Origin of the sequence: Sphingomonas sp. OTU376, assembly GCF_038440415.1 — a bacterium.
GTDB classification, from domain to species: domain Bacteria; phylum Pseudomonadota; class Alphaproteobacteria; order Sphingomonadales; family Sphingomonadaceae; genus Sphingomonas; species Sphingomonas kyeonggiensis_A.
In genome coordinates, this window is sequence record NZ_JASATQ010000003.1 from 141,199 (window position 1) to 163,175 (window position 21,977).

Below are 21,977 nucleotides of genomic sequence, written 5' to 3' on the forward strand. Positions count from 1 at the left end.
ATCGTTCAAGCGAGCGCGGCGGCAACCCCCTCCAGCCGATCGAGGAACTTGCCCCAGCCGAAGCGCGCGCCGCCATAGTTGCTGGCGTTGGTGAAGCCGCTCTGCTCCATCCGCAGGCGCGTGCCGCCCGCTACCGGCTCGAGCGTCAGCGTCACCACCGATTCGAAGCGCGGCATCGCTTCCTCGCCGCCGCCGGTATCCCAGCTATACGAGAGCTGGCGCCCCGGTTCGATCTCGCGCACCGCGCAGTCGATCCGCCCGCTCCAGCCCGGCGCACCTGGGCTCTGCAGCGTGAAGCGGTGGCCCTGCTCGGCAGCGAAGTCATTGGGCAGCAGCCATTCGGCGATCAGATGCGGCTGGGTGATCGCGCGCCACAGCTTCTCCGGCGGATGCGCAAAGTCCCGCTCCATCACCAGGGTGCGCGTCTCGGTCATTGATCCATTCTCCTGAGCAGGTCCTCGAGCCGATCGAAGCTGTCGGCCCACATCGCCTCGTGCAGGCGCATCCAGTCGAGCAGCGGCGCGAGGCCGCGGGGATTGGCGCGGTAGTGCGTCTCGCGCCCCTGTGGCCGGTCGAGCACCAGCCCCGCGCCCTTCAGCACCGCGAGATGCTTGGACACCGCCGGCTGGGAGATTCCCGCTCCCTCGGTCAGCGCACGCACCGTCAGCTCGGATCGCGCCAGCCGCTCGAACAGCGTCCGCCGGGTGGGGTCGCCCAGCGCGCGGAACAGCGCGTCGGCGGCGGAGTGGGCTATCGGCTCCATGCGCCAATCCATAACCATGTGGTTATTCAAATCAACCCGCCGCAAAAAATGCTGTCCTCGCCGGGCCTGCGGTGCCAGTTTCCCGCGATGACCGATACATCCAGCTCCGCTCGGCCGATGGCCGAGCTCACGCTCCGCGGCATCATCCTCGGCGCGCTGATCACCATCCTGTTCACCGCGGCGAACGTCTATGCCGGCCTCAAGGTCGGCTTGACCTTCGCTACCTCGATCCCGGCCGCGGTCGTCTCGATGGCGATCCTCAAGGCGTTCAAGAGCGGCACGATCCTCGAGAACAACATCGTCCAGACGATCGCGTCCGCCGCGGGCACCCTCGCCGCGATCGTGTTCGTGCTGCCGGGCCTGATCATGGTCGGCTGGTGGTCCGGCTTCCCCTATTGGACGACCGTCGCGGTGTGCATCACCGGCGGCGTGCTCGGCGTGATGTTCTCGGTGCCGCTGCGCCGCGCGCTCGTCACCGGCACCGACCTGCCCTATCCGGAAGGCGTCGCCGCCGCCGAAGTGCTCAAGGTCGGCTCGGGATCGGGCGCGGGCGACAAGGAGAATGCGGCGGGCCTGCGCACCCTGATCGTCGGCACGATCTTCTCGGGCGTGTTCGCGCTGCTCGGCAAGATGAAGCTGGTCGCCGAGGAAGCGGGCAAGAATTTCGCGGTCGGCGGCACCGCCACCGGCTGGTCGACCAGCTGGTCGATGCTGCTGATCGGCGTCGGCCATCTCGTCGGCATCTCGGTCGGCGCGGCGATGTTCTTCGGCATGCTGATCTCCTGGACGGTGCTGGTGCCCTATTTCGCCCATGGCGGCGACATCAGCGGCGGGATCGACGCGCTGGTCGGCTCGACCTTCCGCGGCCAGGTGCGCTTCATCGGCGCGGGCACGATCGGCGTCGCGGCGATCTGGTCGCTGCTCAAGATCATCGGGCCGATCATCGCAGGCCTGCGCTCCGCCCTTGCCGCCTCGCGCGCGCGCCAGGACGGCCAGGCGCTCGACATCACCGAGCGCGACATGCCGATCGGCGTGGTCGCCCTTATCACCCTCGCCACGCTTGTCCCGATCGCCTGGCTGCTGTGGACCTTTTCGGCCGGCGGGCCGGTGCACGATCATGCTTTTGCGGTGATCGGCGGATCGCTTGCCTATGTCCTGATCGTCGGCGTGCTGATCGCGGCGATCTGCGGCTACATGGCCGGCCTGATTGGTGCGTCGAACTCGCCGGTCTCGGGCGTCGGCATCCTTGCCGTGCTCGGCGCCTCGCTGCTGCTGGTGGCGGTGTTCGGGCATGAGGCCGATCCGTCGCGCACCAACGCGCTGATCGCCTATGCGCTGTTCACCACCGCGATCATCTTCTCGATCGCGACCATCTCGAACGACAATCTCCAGGACCTCAAGACCGGCCAGCTGGTCGGCGCGACGCCGTGGAAGCAGCAGCTCGCGCTGATCCTGGGCGTGGTGTTCGGCTCGCTCGCCATTCCGCTGGTGCTCGACCTGCTCAAGAACACGCTCGGCTTTGTCGGCATGCCCGGCGCCGGCCCCAATGCGCTGTCGGCGCCGCAGGCCGCGTTGATCTCGTCGATCGCCAAGGGTGTGCTCGGCGGCGACATCGACTGGAACCTGATCGGGCTCGGCGCGCTGATCGGCGTCGGCGTGATCATCGTCGACGAAGTGCTGGGCAAGACCGGCAAGATGCGCCTGCCGCCGCTCGCCGTCGGCATGGGCATCTATCTGCCGATGGGCCTGACCCTGCTGATCCCGGTCGGCGCGCTGATCGGCCATTTCTACGATCGCTGGGCCAAGCGCCAGGCCAACCCGGAATTCGCCGAGCGGATGGGCGTGCTGGCAGCGACCGGCCTGATCGTGGGCGAGTCGCTGTTCGGCGTGGCCTTTGCCGGCATCCTTGCCTGGGCCAACCGCAACTCGCCGATCCCGCCCAACGACGCACCGCTGGCGATCATGCCGGAAAGCTTCGAGGGCATCGCATTGTGGATCGCGCCGCTGCTGTTCTTCGGGCTGATCGCGGTGTCCTATGCGATGACGCGCAAGCTGGTCAGCAAGACGCCGACGGGCTCGGGGCCGGAGACCCCGGCGGACGATATCGCCACCTATCGCTGAGCCGATGCGCCGCCTCGACAAGTTGCCGCCCGCCTTCAAGCGCTATGCGAAGGTAGGCGGCGCTTTCGACTTTGCCGTGTTCGATGAAGCCGGTGACAGCGAGGCGGAGTCGGTCGAGGCGATCCGCCGCCTGCTGGGCGACGATCTCGACGAGACGGCGTTGCGCGCGGCGGGGCATCGGCGGATCAGGCTCGCCGAATTCCTCGGCGCGCACTGCCATCCGGAAAGCCGCAAGCTGATCAAACGCGGCACCTGGCGGACTACGGACGGCCAGGAACTGGTCGATCCGCCATTCAAAAAGGTCGAGCGGCTCGTGCTTTCCGGCGGTGGCTATGCGATTCCACTTCCCGGCGAGGGCGGCCAGTTTGCCCGCGCCTTTGTCGAGCCGCCCTATGGCCTCGACGCGTCGCCGCACGAGATTCAGGAACTGTTCGGCGAGATCCTCGGTTTCCTGCTGCCGCCGGACGAGCCGCACGGCATCCTCGACTGGGCCAGCCCGAGGCTGGCCGAGGTCTCGCCCCGCTTCGAGGCGGGCATGGAATGGTGGGGCGCGTTCCTCTTCACCATCCACCAGCCTGAGCGCGGCCGGCTGATCGCCTTTGCCGCCTCGACAACCGACTAGGGTCCGTACCGCGACTTAACTGTTCCCGGCGAAGGCCGGGCCCCAGTTGCAATGTCGTTCGAGAGTCTCCGGCGCCATCGAAAGTACGCCGAGGCTGGGCCCCGGCCTTCGCCGGGGAACTGAGAAGGCAGAAAGACAATGGCGGAAGTTGATCCGCTCCGGCCTCAGGCCATCTGGGCGAGCATCGAGGTGATCGGCACGAAGGCGAAGGCGACCGAGCTGTCCGCCACGCCGTACGGGATGAACAGCTTGTCGCCGTGCTTGATCGCGCCGCAGGTGTAGACGACGTTGGGCACATAGCCCTCGCGGTCCTGGTCCGCCGCCGCCAGCAACGGCTCGGCCGAGCGCGCCAGCACCTTGGACGGGTCGTTCTTGTCGAGCAAAGCCGCGCCGATCGAGTATTTGCGCATCGCGCCGACGCCGTGGGTGAGGATCAGCCAGCCCTCGTCGAGCTCGATGGGCGGCCCGCAATTGCCCATCTGGACCAGCTCCCAGGGGAATTTCGGCTTGATCAGCAGCTCGCCGCCTTCCCAGCTTGTGATGTCGTCCGAGGCATGGAGGAAGATGTTCTCGCCGTCCTGGCGCCCGAGCATCATGTAGCGGCCGTTCACCGTGCGCGGGAACAGCGCCATGCCCTTGTTCCGCGAGGCGCTGCCCGACATCGGCACGAGATCGAAGGTCCGCCAGTCGCGCGTGCGCAGCAGCTCGGACTGGATCACCGAACCGTTATAGGCGGTATAAGTGCCGATCCATTCTTCCTCGCCGTCGTCATGGCGGAAATGGGTGATGCGCAGATCCTCGAGCCCGTTCGACTGCGCCTTGGTGATCGGGAAGATCACCGTGCCCGACAGGGTCGAATCGCGGTGGCGATAGACGGTGACCGGTCCCTCGGGGATATGCGCCTCGTCCTCCTCGCGCGCGTCCGCCGCGGTGGCGAAGGGCGGCTCGGGCGCCAAGGCCAAGTCGTTGCCGTCGGTGATGATGCCTTCGCGGAAGGCGACCGAGGAGATATGCCCTTCCCCAACCGCGCGCAGGCTCATCAGGATGCGCAGGCTGCCCGGCGGCATGCCGGTCTGGTCATAATGCGGCACCGCGCTGGGGTTCATCAGCGCGGCGGCGGCATAGCTGTATTCATGGCAGAAATAGGCGCCGATCAGCTGGCGCTTCTCGTCGCCGATCTGGCTGCCGTCGAGCCCGAGCATCCCCTCGATCTCGTCATAGCGCGTCATGAACACGCGACGCGTCTGCCAGTGGCGCGCCTCGAAATCCTTGAGCACGATCTCGAGCTGGCTGCGCGCCTCGCCCGGCGACATCGCCAGCACTTCGGTCACCAGCCGCTCGCTGCGGCTCGGGCCCGACCCGTTGGAGGTCCAGGCGATATGGAAAGGGCGGACCACAACACGCGAAGGATCGGCCTTCAGGCGCAGCGCATGATTGAAAATATCGAGCATCCGGCTCCCAGCCATTGTCCCCGCACCGGCGCGAAATCGTTACGCGACGGCGGCTCGCAACGGTGTTGCCATGTTTTCGGTCGCTTTTGAAAGAGCCGAAATCGCGCAATTCGCCAGCTGGAGTGCCAGAATCGACTCGGCGCCCTGATTCCGGTTCAAGCCGTGCGGCATCAGCCCGTCGAAACAGCCGCCATCCTGGGCGCTGGCGAGCGGCAACTCCAGATCATTGGCGCCGAGATACCAGCGATAGGCGCGCACCGCTTCCTCGACCCAGCGATTCTCGCCGGTAGCCTCATGCGCGGCGACACAGGCCTCCACCGTCGCCTGCGCCTCGAGCGGCTGCTGGTCGAACTGCATCGGCGCGGCATAGGCGCGGCCGAAACTCTCGGTGCCGACGGCGCGGAAGCGTCCCTCGGGCGAGGTCTGCTGGGCGACGATCCATTCGAGCGTCTCCAGCCCGACGCTGGTGAACTCGCTGCGCCCCAGCGCCACGCCGGCGCGCAGCAGCGCCTCGGGCAGGCGGGCATTGTCATAGGCCAGGACGATCTCGAACCAGCTCCATTCCGGACGACGATTGCCGTCGAGCAGCTCGATCAGCTCCGCGCCGAAGCGAGTGAGGATCTCGCGGCTGCGGGCGTGGCCCGGATGCGCATCGAGCATCGCGGCGGCCCCCAGCATCGCAAAGGCGCGGGCGCGCGGGCTGCCCAGCTCGAGGGCGATGCCGGCCGTGGTATCGAACAGCGCCGAGGCCCAGTCGCGATGCTTCTGCGCCCTGGCATCGCGCGCGGTGACGCCAAGCGACCAGAGCGCGCGGCCGTTCGAATCCTCGGAGCCGACATCCTCGCACCAGGTGCGATCGAAGTTCATGAAGTTGCGGAAGCGCCGGAGATCCTCGTTCCAGGCATATTGGACGAAGGCGGCATAGACGCTGGTCCATTTGTCGCGCAGCGTCTCGTCGATATCGCCGATCTTCGACATCAGGATCAGCGCGCGGGCATTATCGTCGATGCAATAGCCATGGCGGCGATCGGGCACCGAATAGATCGAATGCTGGAGCATGCCGGTGGCGTCGCTCATCCGCTCCACCGCGGCGATATCGGGCTTGAGCGGACGCAGCTCCTGCTTCGCCCGGCCGACCCGGCGCGGGCGCGCGGCGACGATCCGGACCAGCGCATCCATCGCGGTTTCGGCAAGGCGCGGCCACAGCATCGTGCGGCCGCGGGCATAGGCGCGCTCGGCCAGCGCCATGCGCGCCGGCTTGTCGGCGAGCAGGCGGCTGATCTCGCGGGCGAAGGCATCGCTGTCGCCGAAGCCGACCAGCACGCCGTGATCGTCGGCAAGGATTTCGGTGGCGTGGATATAGGGAGTGGAGACCACCGGCTTGCCGACCGCGACCGCATAGGAAAGCGTGCCCGAGGTGATCTGCGCGGGATTGGGATAGGGCGTCGCATAGACGTCAGCCGCCTGGAGATAATCGAGCAGTTCGTCCTGCTCGACGAACCCGTCGACAAAGGCGACATGGTCGGCCACGCCCAGCTCGGCGGTGAGCGCCTTCAACCGGTCGCGATAGGCTTCGCCTTCATGCGCGACGAGATTGGGATGGGTGGCGCCGAGGATCACATAGAGCGAATCGGGCCGCGCCCGGGCGATCGCCGGCATGGCGCCGATCATCGTCTCGATGCCCTTGCTCGGCGCGAGCAGGCCGAAGGTGAGGATCACTTCGCGGCCCTGCCAGCCGAAGCGCGGCTTGAACGCCTGCGGATCGGCGAACGGGCGATCGGGCACGCCGTGCGGGATCATCGCGACCTTGCGATCGTCAACGCCGTGGACGCGCTTGAGGATCTCGCGGCCCTTCTCGGCCATCACGATCACCTGCGAGGCGCGGCGCAGCAGCGCATCCATCACCCGGCGCTGATCGGCATTGGGGTTTTCGAGCACGGTGTGCAGCGTGGCGATCACCGGGATCGACAGGCGATCGAGCAGCGCGATCAGATATTCGCCGGCGGGGCCGCCATAGATGCCATATTCATGCTGGACCCAGAGCGCCTGGGCGCCCGAGGCCTCGATCACCCGGGCCGCGCCGAGATAGGCGGCGCGGTCCTGCTCGGGGATCGAGGCGGTCACGGCATCGGGATAATCATATCGGCCCGGATGATCGTCCATCGCATAGACGTCGACCTTGAGGTCCGGGAAGCGCTGCCGGAGCGCGGCATAGGTATCGGTGGTGTAGGTCGCGAGTCCGCACTTGCGCGGGAGGAAGTTGCCGATCAGCGCGATGTGCTGGATATTCGGGGCTTTCATGCGCCGATCTTTCCTTTCGCTATCGCAAACTCAATTGCGTGTTGCCCCCACGCTCACCCTTCCAAACTCACTGTTTTCAATAAGGTTTCATCATGCTGCAACGCAGCACAATACGACTATCAAGTCGTCTTGTAAATCTGGCGTTCAGCCGCGGCCGCGATAGCCCGGAACGCCCTGATCGGGCACCCAGACACCTTCCGGCGGCGTGCCGGACTGCCAGAAAACATCGATCGGGATACCACCGCGGGGATACCAGTACCCGCCGATCCTGAGCCATTCCGGTTTCATCTCGTCGAACAGGCGCTGGCCGATGCCGACGGTGCAATCCTCATGGAAGGCGCCGTGGTTGCGGAACGATCCGAGGAACAGCTTGAGCGACTTGGATTCGACGATCGTGTCGCCGGGCACATAGTCGATCACCAGATGCGCGAAATCGGGCGCGCCGGTGATCGGGCAGAGCGAGGTGAACTCAGGTGCCGCGAAGCGGATGAGATAGCGGGTGCCCTTGCGCGGATTGGGCACATAATCGAGCTCGGCTTCTTCCGGCGTGGCGGGGAGAGTCGAGGTTTTTCCGAGATGCTTGGCGTCCATCCGGGCCATGTAGGCGTTTGCGCGCCGCTTTGCATCCTCCTAGGACATCCCGCCATGGATAGCCTCGTAACGACCGAATGGCTGGCCCGGGCCGACAATGTGCTGGTGCTGGACGCGACCTATACCTCGACGATCCCCGGATCGCCGCCGCGCGATCCCCGCGCGGAGTTCGAGGCCGAGCATATCGCCGGCGCGCGCTTCCTCGATCTCGATACGCTGATCGACGAGACCAGCCCGCTGCCCTCGACCGTGCCGACCGTCGCCAAGATCGCCGAGCGGCTACGCGCGCTGGGCGCGGATACCGAGACGCAGATCGTGCTCTACGACAATGGCCCGCACCACACCTCGTGCCGGGCCTGGTGGGTGCTGCGGCTCGCCGGCGTCGATGTCGCGCTGCTCGATGGCGGCATGGCCAAGTGGAAGGCCGAGGGGCGGGTCTGCGAGGAAGGCCTGCCATGGACCGAGCCGGGCGGCTTCGTGGTCCGCCCGCCACGTTCGCGCGTCCGCACGCTCGACGAGATGAAGGCCGAGACCGGGCAGATCGCTGATGCCCGCTCGGCGGCGCGCTTCACCGGCGACGAGGTGGATCCGCGCGCTGAAGTGGCGGCCGGGCATATCCCGGGATCGCGCAACGTCCCCTATCCCAAGTTCTTCAATGCCGACGGCACCTGGAAGACACCCGAGCATATCCGCGCGGTGTTCGAGGAGCATGGCATCGACCTGGGCCGGCCGCTGGTGACCACCTGCGGATCGGGGATCACCGCGGCGATCCTGGCGTTCGGCGCGCACCTGCTCGACAACGAGGCCGCACTTTATGACGGCAGCTGGACCGAATGGGGTAGCCGTCCCGAGACGGCCAAGGCATTGGGCCCGGCATGAGCAGCGAAAAGCACGACAAGACCAAGGTCGTTTCCGCCGGGCGGCGCAAGGAATGGACGCAGGGCATCGTCAACCCGCCGGTGTGGCGCGCCTCGACGATCCTCTATGACGATGTCGCGCATCTGCGGGCGAGCGGCGCGCGCGATACGCATCACCGGCTGTTCTACGGCCGGCGCGGGACGCCGACCCAATGGTCGCTGGCGGACGCGCTGACCGAGCTGGAGCCGGGCGCCGAGGCCACCCTGCTCTATCCGTCGGGCGTGGCGGCGATCGTCTCGACGCTGCTCGCGCTGCTGTCGCCGGGCGATCACCTGCTGGTGCCCGACAGCGCCTATGACCCCACCCGCAACTTCGCCAACGGGCTGCTCAGGCGGATCGGGGTGGAGACGACCTATTACGACCCGCTGATCGGCGAGGGCATCGCGGCCCTGTGCCGCGAGAACACCAAGGTGATCCTGCTCGAGAGCCCCGGCAGCCTGACATTCGAGGTGCAGGACGTGCCGGCGATCGTCGCGGTGGCGAAGGATCGCGGAATCGCCACGGTGCTCGACAATACCTGGGCGACGCCGCTGCTGTTCCCGGCGATCCAGCTGGGCGTGGACTATACGATCCTGGCGGCGACCAAATATGTCGTCGGCCATTCCGACGTGATGCTGGGGTCGGTCACCGCGGCGCAGGGCAGGTACCAGGCGCTGCGCGACACGACATACCAGCTGGGCCAGACGGCAAGCCCGGACGATGCCTGGCTCGGCGCGCGCGGCCTCAGGACCATGGCGATCCGGCTCGAGCAGCATGGCCGCGCCGCGCTGCAGATCGCCGAGTGGCTCAAGACCCGGCCCGAAGTGGCGCGGGTGCTCCACCCGGCGCTGCCAGATTGCCCGGGGCACGAGATCTTCCTGCGCGATTTCCGCGGCGCGTCGGGACTGTTCTCCTTCGTGCTGGACGGCGGCGGCGAGAAGGAGCGCGCGGCGCTGATCGACACGCTCGAGCATTTCGGTATCGGCTATAGCTGGGGCGGCTATGAGAGTCTGGCGCTGCCGGTAGACCCGCAGCGCTTCCGCACCGCGACCGAGTGGAAGGCCGAGGGGCCGGTGGTCCGTCTGCAGATCGGGCTCGAGGATCCGGACGACCTGATCGCGGACCTCGACCGCGGCCTCGCCGCATTCCGGGCGGCACGCGGATGATGCAGCGCTTCGGCGACTGGCTGGCGGGGCACAATCTGCCCTCGCCACCCGAGCTCACCGAAGCGGGGGTTGCCGTCGGCCTGGTCGTCGCGGCGCTCGGACTGGGCTGGATCGCCGGGCGCAGGATCGGGCCGCGGATCGCCGAATACTGGTCGCGCGACGCCGATCACGGGCCGTTGTTCAGCGGGCGGATCTGCGAGGTACTGCGCTACGGCGTCGCCACGCTGCTGCTGGGCGTCGTCCTGGCCGGCTGGGCCTGGCACCCGCTCGCCGCACTGGGGCTGGGGCTGGTCACCGGGACGACCGCGGCGATGTTCGCGGTGGCGGTACTGCGCGGGCTGCACATGCCGCGCTCGGTCGCCTGGACCGCGGCCGCGATCGCCTTTGCCGCGATCTTCAGCCACGCGATCGGCGGGTTCGCCGCGACGCGCGAGACGCTGGAGCGGGTCGGCATCGACATCGGCACGCGGCGGCTGACGCTGCTCTCGCTGCTCAGCATCGGGGTGACCGTGCTGACCCTGTTCGCCGGCGTGCGGCTGTTCAACCGCATCCTCACCCAGTGGATTGCCGGCGCGCGCGGCTTCGACCCAACCCAGAAGCTGCTGTTCCAGAAACTGGCGGCGATCGCGACGGTGGTGATCGCCTTCTTCGTCGGCATCGACCTGCTCGGCATCGACCTGACCGCCTTCGCGGTCTTCTCCGGCGCCTTCGGCCTCGCCATCGGCTTCGGGCTGCAGAAGACGATCGGTAACCTGATCGCCGGGATCATCCTGCTGATGGACCGCTCGATCAAGCCGGGCGACGTGATCGTGGTGGGGGACAGCTTCGGCTGGGTGAACAAGATCGGCGTGCGCGCGGTCAGCGTAGTCACCCGCGACGGCAAGGAGCATCTGATCCCGAACGAGATCCTGATGACCCAGGAAGTGGAGAACTGGTCGTATACTGACCGCAACGTCCGCGTCCGCATCCCGGTGACCGTGTCGTACGACTGCGACCTCAAGCTCGCCCAGGAGCTGATGCTGCGCGCCGCCAAGGAAAGCCCGCGCGCACTCAACGACCCGCCGACCAATGTCCGCCTCTCCGCCTTCGGCGAGAGCGGGGTGGAGCACGAGATCCTCACCTGGATCAGCGATCCCGAGAGCGGCGTTGGCAACGTGAAGAGCGACGTGCTCAACCGGCTCTGGGCGATGTTCAAGGAACACGGCATCGCGCTGGCGCTGCCACAGCGCGAGGTGCGGCTGCTCGGGCACGACGAGAAGCAACCTTAGGCCATTGCCCTGGATGGGGGGCCGTCCCTATCTTGCCTGCGTGCCCGCCTCGTCCGTGACCGCCCGCATCGCCGATGGAGTCAGCTCGATCCTGCCGGGCGACTGGGACGCGTGTGCGGGCAACCGCAATCCCTTTGTAAGCCATGCCTTCCTGTCGATCCTCGAGCGCTCGGGATCGGTGAACCCGCGCGCGGGCTGGCAGTCGCTGCCGATCGTGATCGAGGATGGCCAAGGCCGCCCCGCCGCGATCGCGCCCGCCTATGCCAAGAGCCACAGCCAGGGCGAATATGTGTTCGACCATGCCTGGGCCGATGCCTGGGAGCAGGCCGGCGGCCAATATTATCCCAAGCTCCAGATCGCCGTGCCCTTCACCCCGGTGCCCGGACCACGCCTGCTGCTGCGCGACGGGGCGCTGGCGCCGGGACTGATCGCAGGCATCGAGGCAGTTACCGACCAGAACCGTCTGTCCTCGGCGCACGTGACCTTCCTCGACGACGCGCAGCTGCCGCTGTTCGAGCAGGCAGGCTGGCTGGTGCGCGCCGGCACCCAGTTCCACTGGGCGAACGAGGGCTACGCCAATTTCGATGACTTCCTCGGCGCGCTCGCCAGCCGCAAGCGCAAGGCGATCCGCAAGGAACGCGCTGCCGCGATCTACGGCCTGGAGATCCGCCACCTGAGCGGTGCCGAGATTACCGACGCGCATTGGGACGCGTTCTGGAACTTCTACCAGGACACCGGCAGCCGCAAATGGGGCCGCCCCTATCTGACTCGCAGCTTCTTCACCCTGCTCGGCCGCGAGATGGCCGACAAGGTGTTGCTGATCTTCGCCTGCCGCGACGGCGTGCCGATCGCCGGCGCGCTCAACCTGATCGGCGCCGACACGCTCTATGGCCGCTATTGGGGCTGCACCGAGGAAGTGCCCTTCCTCCATTTCGAGCTCTGCTATTACCAGGCGATCGACGCCGCGATCGAACGCGGATTGCAGCGCGTCGAGGCCGGGGCGCAGGGCGAGCACAAGCTGGCGCGCGGCTATTCGCCGGTCACCACCTGGTCGGCGCATTACCTGCCCGATCCGGGCTTCCGCCGCGCCGTGGCCGACTATCTCGAGCGCGAGCGCGAGGCCGTGGCGCAGGAACAGGAATATCTCGGCGAGATGACGCCCTTCCGGCGGGGTGCTTGAGACAAATCGAGATTCAGTCTGCCGAATAGCTATCTCGCTCCCCGGCGAGCGCCGGGGAATCGCAATGGCTGAATGCCGTATGCCCTAGTGTTTTGCCTTCTTGTGCTTCGCCGCCTTGTGCGTCGGGCTGGGCGACGGCGTAGGCTCAGGCGTCGGCACCGGCGATTCGATCGGCTCGGGCACCGGGCTCGCCTCGGGATCGGGTAGGCGGCTTTCGCCGCCATGGCCTTCGCGCAGGATGATGTCGCGTTCCCAGCGCGGCACCGGCAGCTCGCCGGGCTTGATCACCGGCGCCGGCACCGAATGATCGATCTTGAACAGCGCGCTGGCGCCGTCGCGCCATAGCGGGATCAGGCCCTGCTCGAAGCGCGGATCATAGTTCGGCGTCTCGATCATCCAGACATAGTCGAACGCATCGCGCGGGAAGCGGGCCAGCGCCCAGGCGACCGGACGCCAATATTCGCGCGGGCACTGCACGTCGGTGACGATCTGCGAGGGATCATGGGCGAAGCGCTTGGCTGCTTCGTAGCGCACAGTGAGCAACTGGCCGCCGGCCATCGACCATTGGTCGTTGGTATAGGCGAGCTTGCGCTCCAGCGCGAGCGCGGGGACGTGCTGGAGGCGGGTCTGCTTCCACTCGTAGCGGCAGGTCTCGCCGACAAAGGTGATCAGGCGGGCGCCCTGCGGCAGATGCTCGAGCGCCTTCAGTTCGCGATCATAGGTGCCGCTGTAGAGCAGGAAGCTCCAGGTCGTCGCACCGATGCGGACGCAGAAGAACGCCATGCCGAGTGCCGCGACGGTGGCGGCGCCACGGATCGACAGGCCGGGCTTGGGCCGGATCGCGAGGATGCCGATCGCCAGCAGGAACGGCACCAGGCGCATGTCCGCATAGGCCGAGCCGAACACGACGCGCGGCAGCAGCGCATAGACCAGGGTCAGGAAGATCGCGGACAGCGCGAGGTTGCGCGAATATTGGATGTTCGGATCGCGCACCGCCTTGAACAGCAGCAGGAACAGCACGCCGACCGAGGCGAGGTCGAACAGCTGCCAGCGATCGCGGAAGACCTGGGTGATCCAGAGCATCTTCGCGCGCCAGTTGAACATGTCGAAGGTCTGGCCCGAGACATGGTCGCCCGAGCGCCACAGAACCATCATCACGGCGGGCGGGACGAGCACGATGCACTGCAAGCCGGCAAAGAAGCAGGGAAGGATCCAGCCGCCGACGATATCCTTGTACCAGGGCAGCTCCGGATTGCGGCGCAGATCGTGCTGGCGGATCAGCTCGGCCGAGAAGGCGAGCACGCCGAGCAGGCCCCAGCCATAGGTGTGGCAGACCCAGATCAGCACCGAGACCGGCACGAACACCAGCGTGCGGAAGGTGAACTTGCCGAGCCGCGCCAGCCGCAGCCACCAGCCGAAGGCGAGCAGCGCGAACGCCATCGACAGCGCGAAATTGACGAAGCCGAAATGGAAGGGGAAGGCATAGGCGAGCGGCAGCGCGAACAATGCGGTCGCCGGGATCCGGCCATGCACTTCGCGTGCAATCCACAGCATGCCCGCCACGGTCATCGCCGGAATCGCGACGACGATGATCTTCACCGCCAGCTCGAGCCCGAAGACATAATGGAGCGGGATGACCAGCAGGTCGACGCCCAGATTGCCCATCAGGCTCCAGCGGAAGTCGTACCATTCCTGGAGGAAGGGATATTGGTCATAGGTGAACTGGACACGGTAGCGCCCCATGTGACCCGGCAGATCGACCAGCGGAGGGATGGTCGGCCAGATCAGCGGAATAATGGCTATGAAGGTGCAGAGCGCCACGAACCATCGTGTCTGCCACCATTGCAACGCGTCGCCCCTGTCCATCGTGGCTCTTTAGGCCGAGCATGGCCGTGCCTACAAGCCAGTCTTGTCTATGAATCCGATGGGAATCAGCGGTGCACCCGGTAGAGATGGTCGGTGCCGTCGCTCCAGACCTCCGAAAGCTCGGCCAGCACGCGCGGATCATCGATCTGCGGTTCGATCAGCCAGACATAGTCGAACCGGCCGCGTGGCAGCCCGGCGAGCGCACCGCGCAGGTCGCGCAGTCCCGCTCCCGTTGCGCAGGGCCGGTTGGTGATCATCTCCGACGGATCCACCGCATAGCCCTTCACCCCCGGGGCGATGACATGCATCAGCCCGGTCGAGCCGAGGTCGAACTGGTCATTGGCGAACGCGCCGCGGCGGACCACGACCATGCTCGGCAGGTGGTTCTTGCGGAACAGCGCCCAGGGCGGCTTGCAATTGTTGGTGACGAAGCCGGCGACGCGGCTACCATAAGGGATGTGCTCGACCACGGCGAGGTGGCGATCCCAGTCGCGCGCCTCGATCGTCATGCTGGTGAAGGTGCCGGCGATGCGGATCAGGCAGAAGACCAGGCCGATCATCGCCATCCGGCGCAGATCGTGCCGGCCCGCCTCGGCGCGCGGCACCACCGCGAGCAGCGCCATCATCACGCCATAGGGTGCCAGCCGGGCATCGGCATAGGCGGTGCCGAACGGCATCACGACAAAGGCGGCGCACAGACCGAGCGTCACCACGCCCAGCTGCGGCGCGAACCGCCATTTGGGCGAGCGGGCGGCGTGGTAGAGCAGCAGGCCGATCGTCGCGACCGAGGCGACGTCGAACCATTCCCAGCGATCGCGCAGCACCATGCCGATCCAGCCGGGCTTGAGCCGGAAGCTCTCCAGCCAGTCGCTGGTGCCGGCGCCGTCGCCGGGGGTCCAGCGCAGCAGCATGACGAAGGGAAGTGCGAGCGGCAGGCAGTTCAGGCCGGCCCACCAGATCGCCGCGATCCAGCCGCGCCCGGCGGCACGCTCGCGCATCAGGTCGGACAGGAAGGCGAAGCAGCCGAGCACCAGCCAGCCGAACAGGTGCGCCCCCCAGATGAGCCAGGCGATCGGCACGAACAACGCGGCACGCAGGCGGAGGCGCTGCTGGCGGCCGAGGCGCAGCCACAAGGCGAAGGCGTTGAGCGCCAGCGCCATGGCCAGCGTGTAGTTCAGGAAGCCGTAGAGAAAGATCATGCTGTAGGCGAGCGGCAGCGCGAACAGCGCCGCGGGCTGCACCCGGCCATGCGCCTCGCGCGAGACCCACAATAGGCCCGCCACGGTGAGCATCGGGATGGCGACGACGATCAGCTTCACCGCCGGCTCGAGCCCGAGCAAGGGCGCGAGCAGGTACACCAGCACATCGACGCCGAGATAGCCGATCGCGCGCCAGTGGAACTCGTACCACTGGTTGAGCGTCGCGGCGTCGGTGCCGAGCATCACCCGGTAGCGGGCCATATGGCCCGGCAGGTCGAGCAGCGGCGGCGGGCTCGGCCAGAGCAGTGGCACGGCAGCAGCCAGGATCGCGGCGAGCGCGAACCAGCGGGTCTGCCACCATTCCAGTTCGGGCCGTTCCATGTCGATCAATGCCGCGTGCCGATCCGGTAAATGCGCGGTGCGTCGCCCTTGTCGAGCGGCACCAGCCATTCGGGGATTACCCCGCGGCCAAGCTGCGCGGCAAGGCTCTCGGGCTGGGCGGATTTCGCCATATGGTCGAGGTCGCCGGGGCAGAAGGCGACATAGTCGACGCCCCATGCACGGGCGATCGCTTCGGACTGGGCAGGCTGGCGCATGAAGAAGTCGTACATGGCACGGTTCCCCTGGTTGTTGCGGTGATAGGGTGCGGCGATCACGCGGTGCGGCGTCGCGGCGAGAGCATAGGCACCGAGATCGAGCGGTGTGAGCAGGCGGCCGGGCGGAAGCGCGGCGAGCCGGGCAAGCGCATCGGGCGCGGTGCAGTTCGGGCCGGGTTCGACTTTCGGCGGGAAGAGCGCGGCGGCGGCGATCGGATAGAGGATGCCGGTGGCAGCGATCCAGGCACCGGCCAGCGCCAGGGCGTTGCGCGCGCGGGCCGCGGTGATCGTCACCGCCAGCGCGGGAGCCGCGAGCAGCGCGCCGGCATAGGCGCCGCGGAGCTGGAGCAGGGTGATCGCGAGGCTGGCCAGCTGGAGCGCGACGAGCAGCCACCAACCCGGGCTGCGAGACTTCCAGGCGATGCGGGCGCTGGCGAGAAGGCCGACCAGCGCAAGGCCGGCATAGGCGATGGCGCTGGCCGGAGGGGCTGCGAACAGGGGCTGCGCCTCGCCGACCTCGGCCAGCCAGAGCCGGGCAAGCAGCGGATCGACCGCGCCATAGGGATGGAGGCATTGGGGGGCGAACGCCAACATCGCGACCAGGACGAACAGGCCGGCAATACCAGTGGCGATCAACCGTGCGCGCAGGCTGCGCGGAGCGGATATGGCAAACAGAGCGAGGCCGAGCGGCGCCAGTGCGGCGCACTGGGCGGCGCGCCATAGCAGGCCGGTGAAGCCGTCACAGGCGAAAACATTCCAGCCGCTGGTGCGGAATACCACCCCCGCCCCGACCAGCGCGAGCGGCAGGACAAGACCGAAACCAAACAGGCGGCTGCCAGCACCGGGAGCGTCCGTGACCCATAGGATCACCATTGCGGCGCCGGCCACCGCGAGCAGCGGCACCGTCTCCAAACCGACGACCAGTGATGCGGTGATCGCCAGGGCCGCGATCATGCCGGCGCGGAAGCTTCCGGTGCCGAGCAGGGCATGGACCAGCAGCAAGAGCAGCACCATCTGCAGCGCATGGTGATCGATGCGGCCGGGCATGAACAGACTGATCGCCGGATAAGCCAGGGCAGCGAGCAGGATCGCGGTGGCCGACGGCGCGCCGAGGCGCCGGGCGATCGCGCCCGTCAGCACCAGCGCGGCGAAGAACAACAGGGCGGGCGAAACGGTGAGCGCCGCCAGCGTCGCGGCGTGCGCGCCCAGCAGCGGGGTGAGCGCGAGAATCAGCGCGGCGGGCACCAGGTCGGCGAGCCGCGACCAGTGCATCTCCAGCCCGGGCGCGGCGCCTAGGCGATGCTGGGCGAGATCGGCGAATGCCTGGCCGCCGAGCCAGTCGCGAACTTGTTGGAGCCGGACCATGTCGTCGGTATCGGGCAGGCGCAGCGCGGCGAGATCCTGCCAGTCGCGCAGCGCCCAGGCCACACCCAGCACCATAGTCAGCAGCAGCGCGACGCACAGGTCGCGCCACACTGCTCGGTGCGGGCTCGTTTCCATGCCCGCACGCTAGGCCGTTTTGGTTAATCGCGCGTTAGAAGCCGCTTCCGGGCCTCACGCGATCCGCACCTTGCCGATCCGGTTGATGCCCAGCTCGCTGAACCAGATGTCGCCGTCCGGCCCCTGGACGATACGGTGCATCACCGTGCCGCGCGACGGCGCGCGATAATAGCGGATATCGACCCCGCTCAGGTCGCCCCTCTCGGCATGGAGGATGTCGGCTGAGAGGCGGACGATATAGTCGTCGGCCACCGGCCCGCTCGGTGGCGGGCTAACATATTGCTGGACCCAGAGATTGCCCTGATCGTCAAAGGCCAGCCCCGCCAGGATGGCGTTCGCCGCAGTGAGCGGCACCGGGAATTCGGTGATCGATCCGTCCGCCTCGACCCGGCCGACCTTGCCGCCGGCTTCCTCGCCGAACCACATGCGACCATCCGGCCCCGGAACGATCGCGATCGGGCGGCTGTTGGCGGTGGGAATGGCGATCTCGACCGGCGCACCGCCCTCCGCCGGGATGCGCGCGATCCTGCTGCTGGTCAGCTCGGTGCACCACATCGCGCCGTCCGGCGCCGCGGCGAGATAGATCGGCACCGCACCCAGAGTCGGCAGCGCATAATGGCGCACTTCGAAGCTGTGCGGATCGACGCGGCCCACCGTGTTGGTGAGCTTGCCGGTAAACCAAAGCGCACCGTCCAACCCGATGCCGAGCCCGTGCGGACGCGTGTTGATCGGCGGATCGATGCCGGGGCCGTGGAGGCGGACATCGACGAGCCGGACGATGCTGCCGTCCGGATCGATCCGGGCGAGCTGGCCATGCCCTTCGAACGTCACCCAGAGCTGCCCGTGGAGATCGAACTTGATGCCGTGCGGCAGGCTGCCCTTCGGCATGGCGAAATAGGTTGCCTGCCCGTCGAGCGTCACCCGGGCGATGTGGTCGTAATTCTGGCCCGAGACCCAGAACACCTCGCCACCATGCCGCTGGTCATAGACCAGCTCATGCGTCGAACCGCCGCCCTCGACACAGCAATGGGTGGAATCGGCGGCGGCGCAGCCGCTGGTCGGCGCGGCCCCGGGCCAGGCCAGCGGATATTCGATCACCTGTCCGGCGACGCACGGCGTCGTATCGATCGCCGCACCGTGATCCATGTGATCCATGCCGTGATGCATCGACATGTCGTGCATAGCCGTTCCCCCTGAAAGTCGCGGAGGAAGCTATGCCTGGCCCTATGATCGCACAATGCGCGGCCATCGGGAGAAGCATCGGTTTCGGCAATATCGCGGCCGTCAGCGCGACACGATCCAACGGCCATCGCGGAAGCGATACAGATTCGGCGAGATGCAGCGCTGCTGGCTGGCGCAATCCTCGCGCACCGTCTGCTTGAACTGCTCTAGCCGGGGTCCGTCGGGCATGCGGGCGACGAAGACCATGTCGTCCGCGACGACGGTGACGAACAACTCGGGTCCGGCGACATCGGCGATGGCACGCCAGGCCTTGGTGTCGGCAAGCAACGTGGCGAGATAGGGCTGCTCCGCGAAGAGGACCGGGTTCTGCGCCATGGCGGAAGGGCTGGGCAGCGCGGGAAGCCCAGCTCGGGTCTGCTGCCAGGCGCGCGCCCAGGCCTGACCGCGGGTGAGCTTGAGCGTGCCGAGCGCCTCTGGCGGCACCGTCGATACGCTGTCCGGGGCGTTGGACACCAGCACCGCGAACAGATCCTCGCCGATCGGCTCCGCGACGATCGCCGGGACGTGCCGCACATATTGCGCGTCGCGCACAGCGATCCGCAACGATTCCGGAGTCGGCGCCGGCGGCATCGGGTTCCGCAGAACCTTGTCGAGGAATTCGGTCCGCACCGCCGTGCAATCCGCGGCCGGAGCGTGGCGGCAATAGCCATAGACGCGGTGGAAGTTCAGCGTGCTTTCGGTCCGGCCGCCACCCTTGAGCGATACCGACAGCGGATCATCGCGCTGCACGACGGTGACGCCGGGTACCCGCTGCTGAATCTGCCGGATCATCTCGGCAACGAAGCGCTGCTCGTTGCTGACCTGAGCGCTGCATCCCGTGCCGGAGAGCAGGGCGCCGCACGCCCCCAAAACCGCCGTCCGCCGCCTGATCGCCATCTCGCTTCCCCTCGAATCGATGAGAACAAAGCGATAACAGAGTGCCGCCGGAACGGACGGGAACCATGTCCGAACCGGACATAGTTACGGCGGGCGCACCAAGGCGCCCGCCGCATATTGGGATCAGCCCTCGCGGCGACCCAGCAGGCGCAGGCGGAGCGCGTTGAGCTTGATGAAGCCCGCCGCGTCGCGCTGGTCGTACGCGCCCTGGTCGTCCTCGAAGGTCACGACCTTCTCCGAGTACAGGCTGTACGGCGACTTGCGGCCGGTGACGTTCACGCTGCCCTTGTAGAGCTTGAGGCGGACGGTGCCGGTGACCTTTTCCTGGCTATAGTCGATCGCGGCCTGGAGCATCTCGCGCTCCGGCGCGAACCAGAAGCCGTTATAGATCAGCTCGGCATAGCGCGGTGCCAGCTCGTCCTTGAGGTGCGCGGCGCCGCGATCGAGGGTGATCTGCTCGATGCCACGGTGCGCGAGGTGATAGATGGTGCCGCCCGGCGTCTCGTACATGCCGCGCGACTTCATGCCGACGAAGCGGTTCTCGACCAGGTCGAGACGGCCGATGCCGTGCTTGCGGCCGAGCTCGTTGAGCGCGGTGAGCAGGGTGGCCGGGCTCATCGCCACGCCGTTCAACGCCACGCCGTCGCCACGCTCGAAATCGATCGTGATAACTTCCGGCTCGTTCGGCGCGTCTTCCGGGTTCACCGTGCGCGAATAGACATAGTCGGGCACTTCCTCCCACGGATCCTCGAGCACCTTGCCCTCGGACGAGGTGTGGAGAAGGTTCGCGTCGGTCGAGAAGGGCGATTCGCCGCGCTTGTCCTTGGCGACCGGGATCTGGTGCTTCTCGGCGAACTCGATCAGCTTGGTGCGGCTGGTCAGGTCCCACTCGCGCCAGGGCGCGATCACCTTGATGTCCGGATTGAGCGCGTAATAGCCGAGCTCGAAGCGGACCTGGTCATTGCCCTTGCCGGTGGCGCCGTGGCTGACCGCGTCGGCGTTCACCAGCTTGGCGATCTCGATCTGGCGCTTGGCGATCAGCGGGCGCGCGATCGAGGTGCCGAGGAGATACAGGCCCTCATAGAGCGCGTTGGCGCGCATCATCGGGAAGACGAAGTCCTTGACGAACTCCTCGCGCAGATCGTCAATGAAGATGTGCTCGGGCTTCACGCCGGCCATCTCGGCCTTTTTGCGCGCCGGCTCGAGCTCCTCGCCCTGGCCAAGGTCGGCCGTGAAGGTCACGACCTCGCACTGATATTCCTGCTGGAGCCATTTCAGGATCACGCTCGTGTCCAGGCCGCCCGAATAGGCGAGCACGACGCGGTTGATCTTGTCTGACATGGGCGACTCCGAAGGATGTGCGGGAAAACCGGGGCGCTCTAGGGTCCATGCGCCGCTTCCGCAAGTTTTGTGGCTGGGGCATGCTCTACGGATACGACTCGGGAGGGGAAGACGCGCCCATGGCTTTATTGCTGCCGCTGCTATTCCTGGCTGCGACGCCCTGCCCCCGCGGCGAGCGGATCATGACCTGGCAGGGCATGACAATGCGCCGCCACGAAGCCCCCGAGGGGATGGACGGCGTCACGATTTCCTTTTGCCGCGCCGGGGGCCTCGTCCGCCGGTTCGATCAACCGGACGCCCTGCGCTGGGATGGGTTCAAGGTGCTCGACCTGGATGGCGACGGACAACCGGAGCTGGCCAGCAGCTATTGGACAGGCGGCGCGCATTGCTGCTTCACGCAGGTCGTTTTCCGCACCAACGGCAAGGGCGGTGTGATCGCGACCCGGCTGGCGCAGCAGGACTATGGGGAATCGAGCTGGCGCCGCCTGCCCGGATATCCGCGCCCGGTGATGCTGCTCTACGACTTCAGCTCGGCCTATGCCTTTGGCGGCTTCGCGGAGACCGTGACGATGCCCTATGTGGTCGAGATCGGACCGCAGGGCTTCCGCCTTGCCGCGCAATTGATGCAGGCGCGCGAGCCTGGCTGGGGACCGGCGGCATTGCGGGACGGCCCTGCGGCCTGGGCCAGTTTCCTGCGCCGCAATGATGGCAACGATACCCGGCTGGCCAGAGTCCAGGCGCCCGAGAAGCGGCTGGAAGCGCTACACGGGCTCGTGAAGGATGATCCGGGCAAAGGGGTGCTGCTCCGCGCCGCCGAGGAGCATATCAAGCTCTACTGCTATTATGATGCCCGGTGCGACGTGCCGGGCCTGATCCGCGCGATCGAGGGGCCACGGCCCGGCATGCTGGGTGGCTTCCCGGAGCTGGTGAAAACGATGCGGGAATCGAACATCAGCAAGCTGCGCCGTGCGCCGGCAGGCTGGCGATAGGAGACGGG

The 21,977-nt window shown here is 67.3% G+C and carries 18 protein-coding genes; 7 read left to right on the forward strand and 11 right to left on the reverse strand.

Going from position 1 to position 21,977, the window contains the following annotated elements; all coding sequences use genetic code 11:
- Positions 1-5: 5 nt before the first annotated feature.
- A complete protein-coding gene (locus AAHM44_RS02675) occupies positions 6-434 on the reverse strand; it encodes an SRPBCC family protein (protein ID WP_184162080.1) in 429 nt (142 codons plus the stop codon).
- The gene (locus AAHM44_RS02680; RefSeq protein ID WP_184162082.1) at positions 431-763 is read right to left on the reverse strand and encodes an ArsR/SmtB family transcription factor; all 333 of its coding nucleotides are present in this window, start codon (positions 761-763) and stop codon (positions 431-433) included. Before AAHM44_RS02680 ends, AAHM44_RS02675 begins: the two co-directional genes overlap by 4 nt.
- An 87-nt stretch (positions 764-850) precedes the next feature.
- Between AAHM44_RS02680 and AAHM44_RS02685 the strand changes: the two genes are divergently transcribed.
- Positions 851-2,884: an OPT family oligopeptide transporter gene (locus AAHM44_RS02685; RefSeq protein ID WP_342248909.1), complete on the forward strand. Its 2,034-nt coding sequence runs from the start codon at positions 851-853 to the stop codon at positions 2,882-2,884.
- A gap of 4 nt (positions 2,885-2,888) precedes the next feature.
- Positions 2,889-3,506: a hypothetical protein gene (locus AAHM44_RS02690; protein ID WP_342248910.1), complete on the forward strand. Its 618-nt coding sequence runs from the start codon at positions 2,889-2,891 to the stop codon at positions 3,504-3,506.
- A gap of 164 nt (positions 3,507-3,670) precedes the next feature.
- On the opposite strand, the gene AAHM44_RS02695 is transcribed toward AAHM44_RS02690, so the two are convergent.
- From AAHM44_RS02695 to queF, 3 genes are all read right to left on the reverse strand, one after another.
- Positions 3,671-4,957 carry a glycoside hydrolase family 130 protein gene (locus AAHM44_RS02695; protein ID WP_269573696.1) on the reverse strand — a complete coding sequence of 429 codons (1,287 nt, stop codon included), beginning with the start codon at positions 4,955-4,957 and terminating at the stop codon, positions 3,671-3,673.
- A gap of 39 nt (positions 4,958-4,996) precedes the next feature.
- On the reverse strand, positions 4,997-7,258 hold the full coding sequence (locus AAHM44_RS02700) for a glycosyltransferase family 4 protein (protein ID WP_342248911.1): 2,262 nt from the start codon (positions 7,256-7,258) through the stop codon (positions 4,997-4,999).
- A gap of 144 nt (positions 7,259-7,402) precedes the next feature.
- A complete protein-coding gene (gene queF, locus AAHM44_RS02705) occupies positions 7,403-7,849 on the reverse strand; it encodes a preQ(1) synthase (protein WP_269573695.1) in 447 nt (148 codons plus the stop codon).
- Between the two features lie 54 nt (positions 7,850-7,903).
- Here queF and AAHM44_RS02710 point away from each other — a divergent pair, with 54 nt between their 5' ends.
- Genes AAHM44_RS02710 through AAHM44_RS02725 form a run of 4 tightly spaced genes read left to right on the forward strand, consistent with a single transcriptional unit; the run spans position 7,904 to position 12,360 of the window.
- Positions 7,904-8,728 (forward strand): sulfurtransferase, encoded by an 825-nt coding sequence (locus AAHM44_RS02710; RefSeq protein WP_269573694.1) that lies wholly within the window; start codon positions 7,904-7,906, stop codon positions 8,726-8,728.
- The gene (metC, locus tag AAHM44_RS02715; RefSeq protein WP_269573693.1) at positions 8,725-9,912 is read left to right on the forward strand and encodes a cystathionine beta-lyase; all 1,188 of its coding nucleotides are present in this window, start codon (positions 8,725-8,727) and stop codon (positions 9,910-9,912) included. Before AAHM44_RS02710 ends, metC begins: the two co-directional genes overlap by 4 nt.
- Entirely contained in the window at positions 9,909-11,180 is a 1,272-nt protein-coding gene (locus tag AAHM44_RS02720) for a mechanosensitive ion channel family protein (protein ID WP_269573692.1), read from the forward strand. Before metC ends, AAHM44_RS02720 begins: the two co-directional genes overlap by 4 nt.
- A gap of 13 nt (positions 11,181-11,193) precedes the next feature.
- Positions 11,194-12,360 (forward strand): GNAT family N-acetyltransferase, encoded by a 1,167-nt coding sequence (locus tag AAHM44_RS02725; RefSeq protein ID WP_446745941.1) that lies wholly within the window; start codon positions 11,194-11,196, stop codon positions 12,358-12,360.
- Positions 12,361-12,444: 84 nt separating this feature from the next.
- On the opposite strand, the gene AAHM44_RS02730 is transcribed toward AAHM44_RS02725, so the two are convergent.
- From AAHM44_RS02730 to AAHM44_RS02755, 6 genes are all read right to left on the reverse strand, one after another.
- A complete protein-coding gene (locus tag AAHM44_RS02730) occupies positions 12,445-14,226 on the reverse strand; it encodes a hypothetical protein (RefSeq protein WP_269573690.1) in 1,782 nt (593 codons plus the stop codon).
- Between the two features lie 65 nt (positions 14,227-14,291).
- Complete coding sequence (locus AAHM44_RS02735; protein WP_342248912.1) at positions 14,292-15,806, reverse strand: hypothetical protein; 1,515 nt, start codon at positions 15,804-15,806, stop codon at positions 14,292-14,294.
- 5 nt (positions 15,807-15,811) lie between these two features.
- Positions 15,812-17,521, reverse strand: coding sequence for a hypothetical protein (locus AAHM44_RS02740; protein WP_342248913.1), 1,710 nt, complete (start codon positions 17,519-17,521; stop codon positions 15,812-15,814).
- 54 nt (positions 17,522-17,575) lie between these two features.
- Positions 17,576-18,703: a Vgb family protein gene (locus AAHM44_RS02745; RefSeq protein WP_342248914.1), complete on the reverse strand. Its 1,128-nt coding sequence runs from the start codon at positions 18,701-18,703 to the stop codon at positions 17,576-17,578.
- A 102-nt stretch (positions 18,704-18,805) separates the two neighbouring features.
- Positions 18,806-19,639: a hypothetical protein gene (locus AAHM44_RS02750; protein ID WP_342248915.1), complete on the reverse strand. Its 834-nt coding sequence runs from the start codon at positions 19,637-19,639 to the stop codon at positions 18,806-18,808.
- Positions 19,640-19,762: 123 nt separating this feature from the next.
- On the reverse strand, positions 19,763-20,980 hold the full coding sequence (locus AAHM44_RS02755) for an argininosuccinate synthase (protein WP_184162124.1): 1,218 nt from the start codon (positions 20,978-20,980) through the stop codon (positions 19,763-19,765).
- Positions 20,981-21,099: 119 nt separating this feature from the next.
- Here AAHM44_RS02755 and AAHM44_RS02760 point away from each other — a divergent pair, with 119 nt between their 5' ends.
- Positions 21,100-21,969: a hypothetical protein gene (locus AAHM44_RS02760; protein WP_342248916.1), complete on the forward strand. Its 870-nt coding sequence runs from the start codon at positions 21,100-21,102 to the stop codon at positions 21,967-21,969.
- Positions 21,970-21,977 lie beyond the last annotated feature (8 nt).

Coding starts and splice junctions, on each gene's coding strand:
- metC (WP_269573693.1), top strand. CDS start 8,725: ATGAGCAGCGAAAAGCACGACAAGACCAAGGTCGTTTCCGCCGGGCGG.
- AAHM44_RS02675 (WP_184162080.1), bottom strand. CDS start 434: ATGACCGAGACGCGCACCCTGGTGATGGAGCGGGACTTTGCGCATCCG.
- AAHM44_RS02680 (WP_184162082.1), bottom strand. CDS start 763: ATGGAGCCGATAGCCCACTCCGCCGCCGACGCGCTGTTCCGCGCGCTG.
- AAHM44_RS02730 (WP_269573690.1), bottom strand. CDS start 14,226: ATGGACAGGGGCGACGCGTTGCAATGGTGGCAGACACGATGGTTCGTG.
- AAHM44_RS02720 (WP_269573692.1), top strand. CDS start 9,909: ATGATGCAGCGCTTCGGCGACTGGCTGGCGGGGCACAATCTGCCCTCG.
- AAHM44_RS02740 (WP_342248913.1), bottom strand. CDS start 17,521: ATGGAAACGAGCCCGCACCGAGCAGTGTGGCGCGACCTGTGCGTCGCG.
- AAHM44_RS02755 (WP_184162124.1), bottom strand. CDS start 20,980: ATGTCAGACAAGATCAACCGCGTCGTGCTCGCCTATTCGGGCGGCCTG.
- AAHM44_RS02695 (WP_269573696.1), bottom strand. CDS start 4,957: ATGCTCGATATTTTCAATCATGCGCTGCGCCTGAAGGCCGATCCTTCG.
- AAHM44_RS02690 (WP_342248910.1), top strand. CDS start 2,889: ATGCGCCGCCTCGACAAGTTGCCGCCCGCCTTCAAGCGCTATGCGAAG.
- AAHM44_RS02735 (WP_342248912.1), bottom strand. CDS start 15,806: ATGGAACGGCCCGAACTGGAATGGTGGCAGACCCGCTGGTTCGCGCTC.
- AAHM44_RS02725 (WP_446745941.1), top strand. CDS start 11,194: ATGGGGGGCCGTCCCTATCTTGCCTGCGTGCCCGCCTCGTCCGTGACC.
- AAHM44_RS02745 (WP_342248914.1), bottom strand. CDS start 18,703: ATGCACGACATGTCGATGCATCACGGCATGGATCACATGGATCACGGT.
- AAHM44_RS02700 (WP_342248911.1), bottom strand. CDS start 7,258: ATGAAAGCCCCGAATATCCAGCACATCGCGCTGATCGGCAACTTCCTC.
- AAHM44_RS02760 (WP_342248916.1), top strand. CDS start 21,100: ATGGCTTTATTGCTGCCGCTGCTATTCCTGGCTGCGACGCCCTGCCCC.
- AAHM44_RS02685 (WP_342248909.1), top strand. CDS start 851: ATGACCGATACATCCAGCTCCGCTCGGCCGATGGCCGAGCTCACGCTC.
- queF (WP_269573695.1), bottom strand. CDS start 7,849: ATGGACGCCAAGCATCTCGGAAAAACCTCGACTCTCCCCGCCACGCCG.
- AAHM44_RS02750 (WP_342248915.1), bottom strand. CDS start 19,639: ATGGCGATCAGGCGGCGGACGGCGGTTTTGGGGGCGTGCGGCGCCCTG.
- AAHM44_RS02710 (WP_269573694.1), top strand. CDS start 7,904: ATGGATAGCCTCGTAACGACCGAATGGCTGGCCCGGGCCGACAATGTG.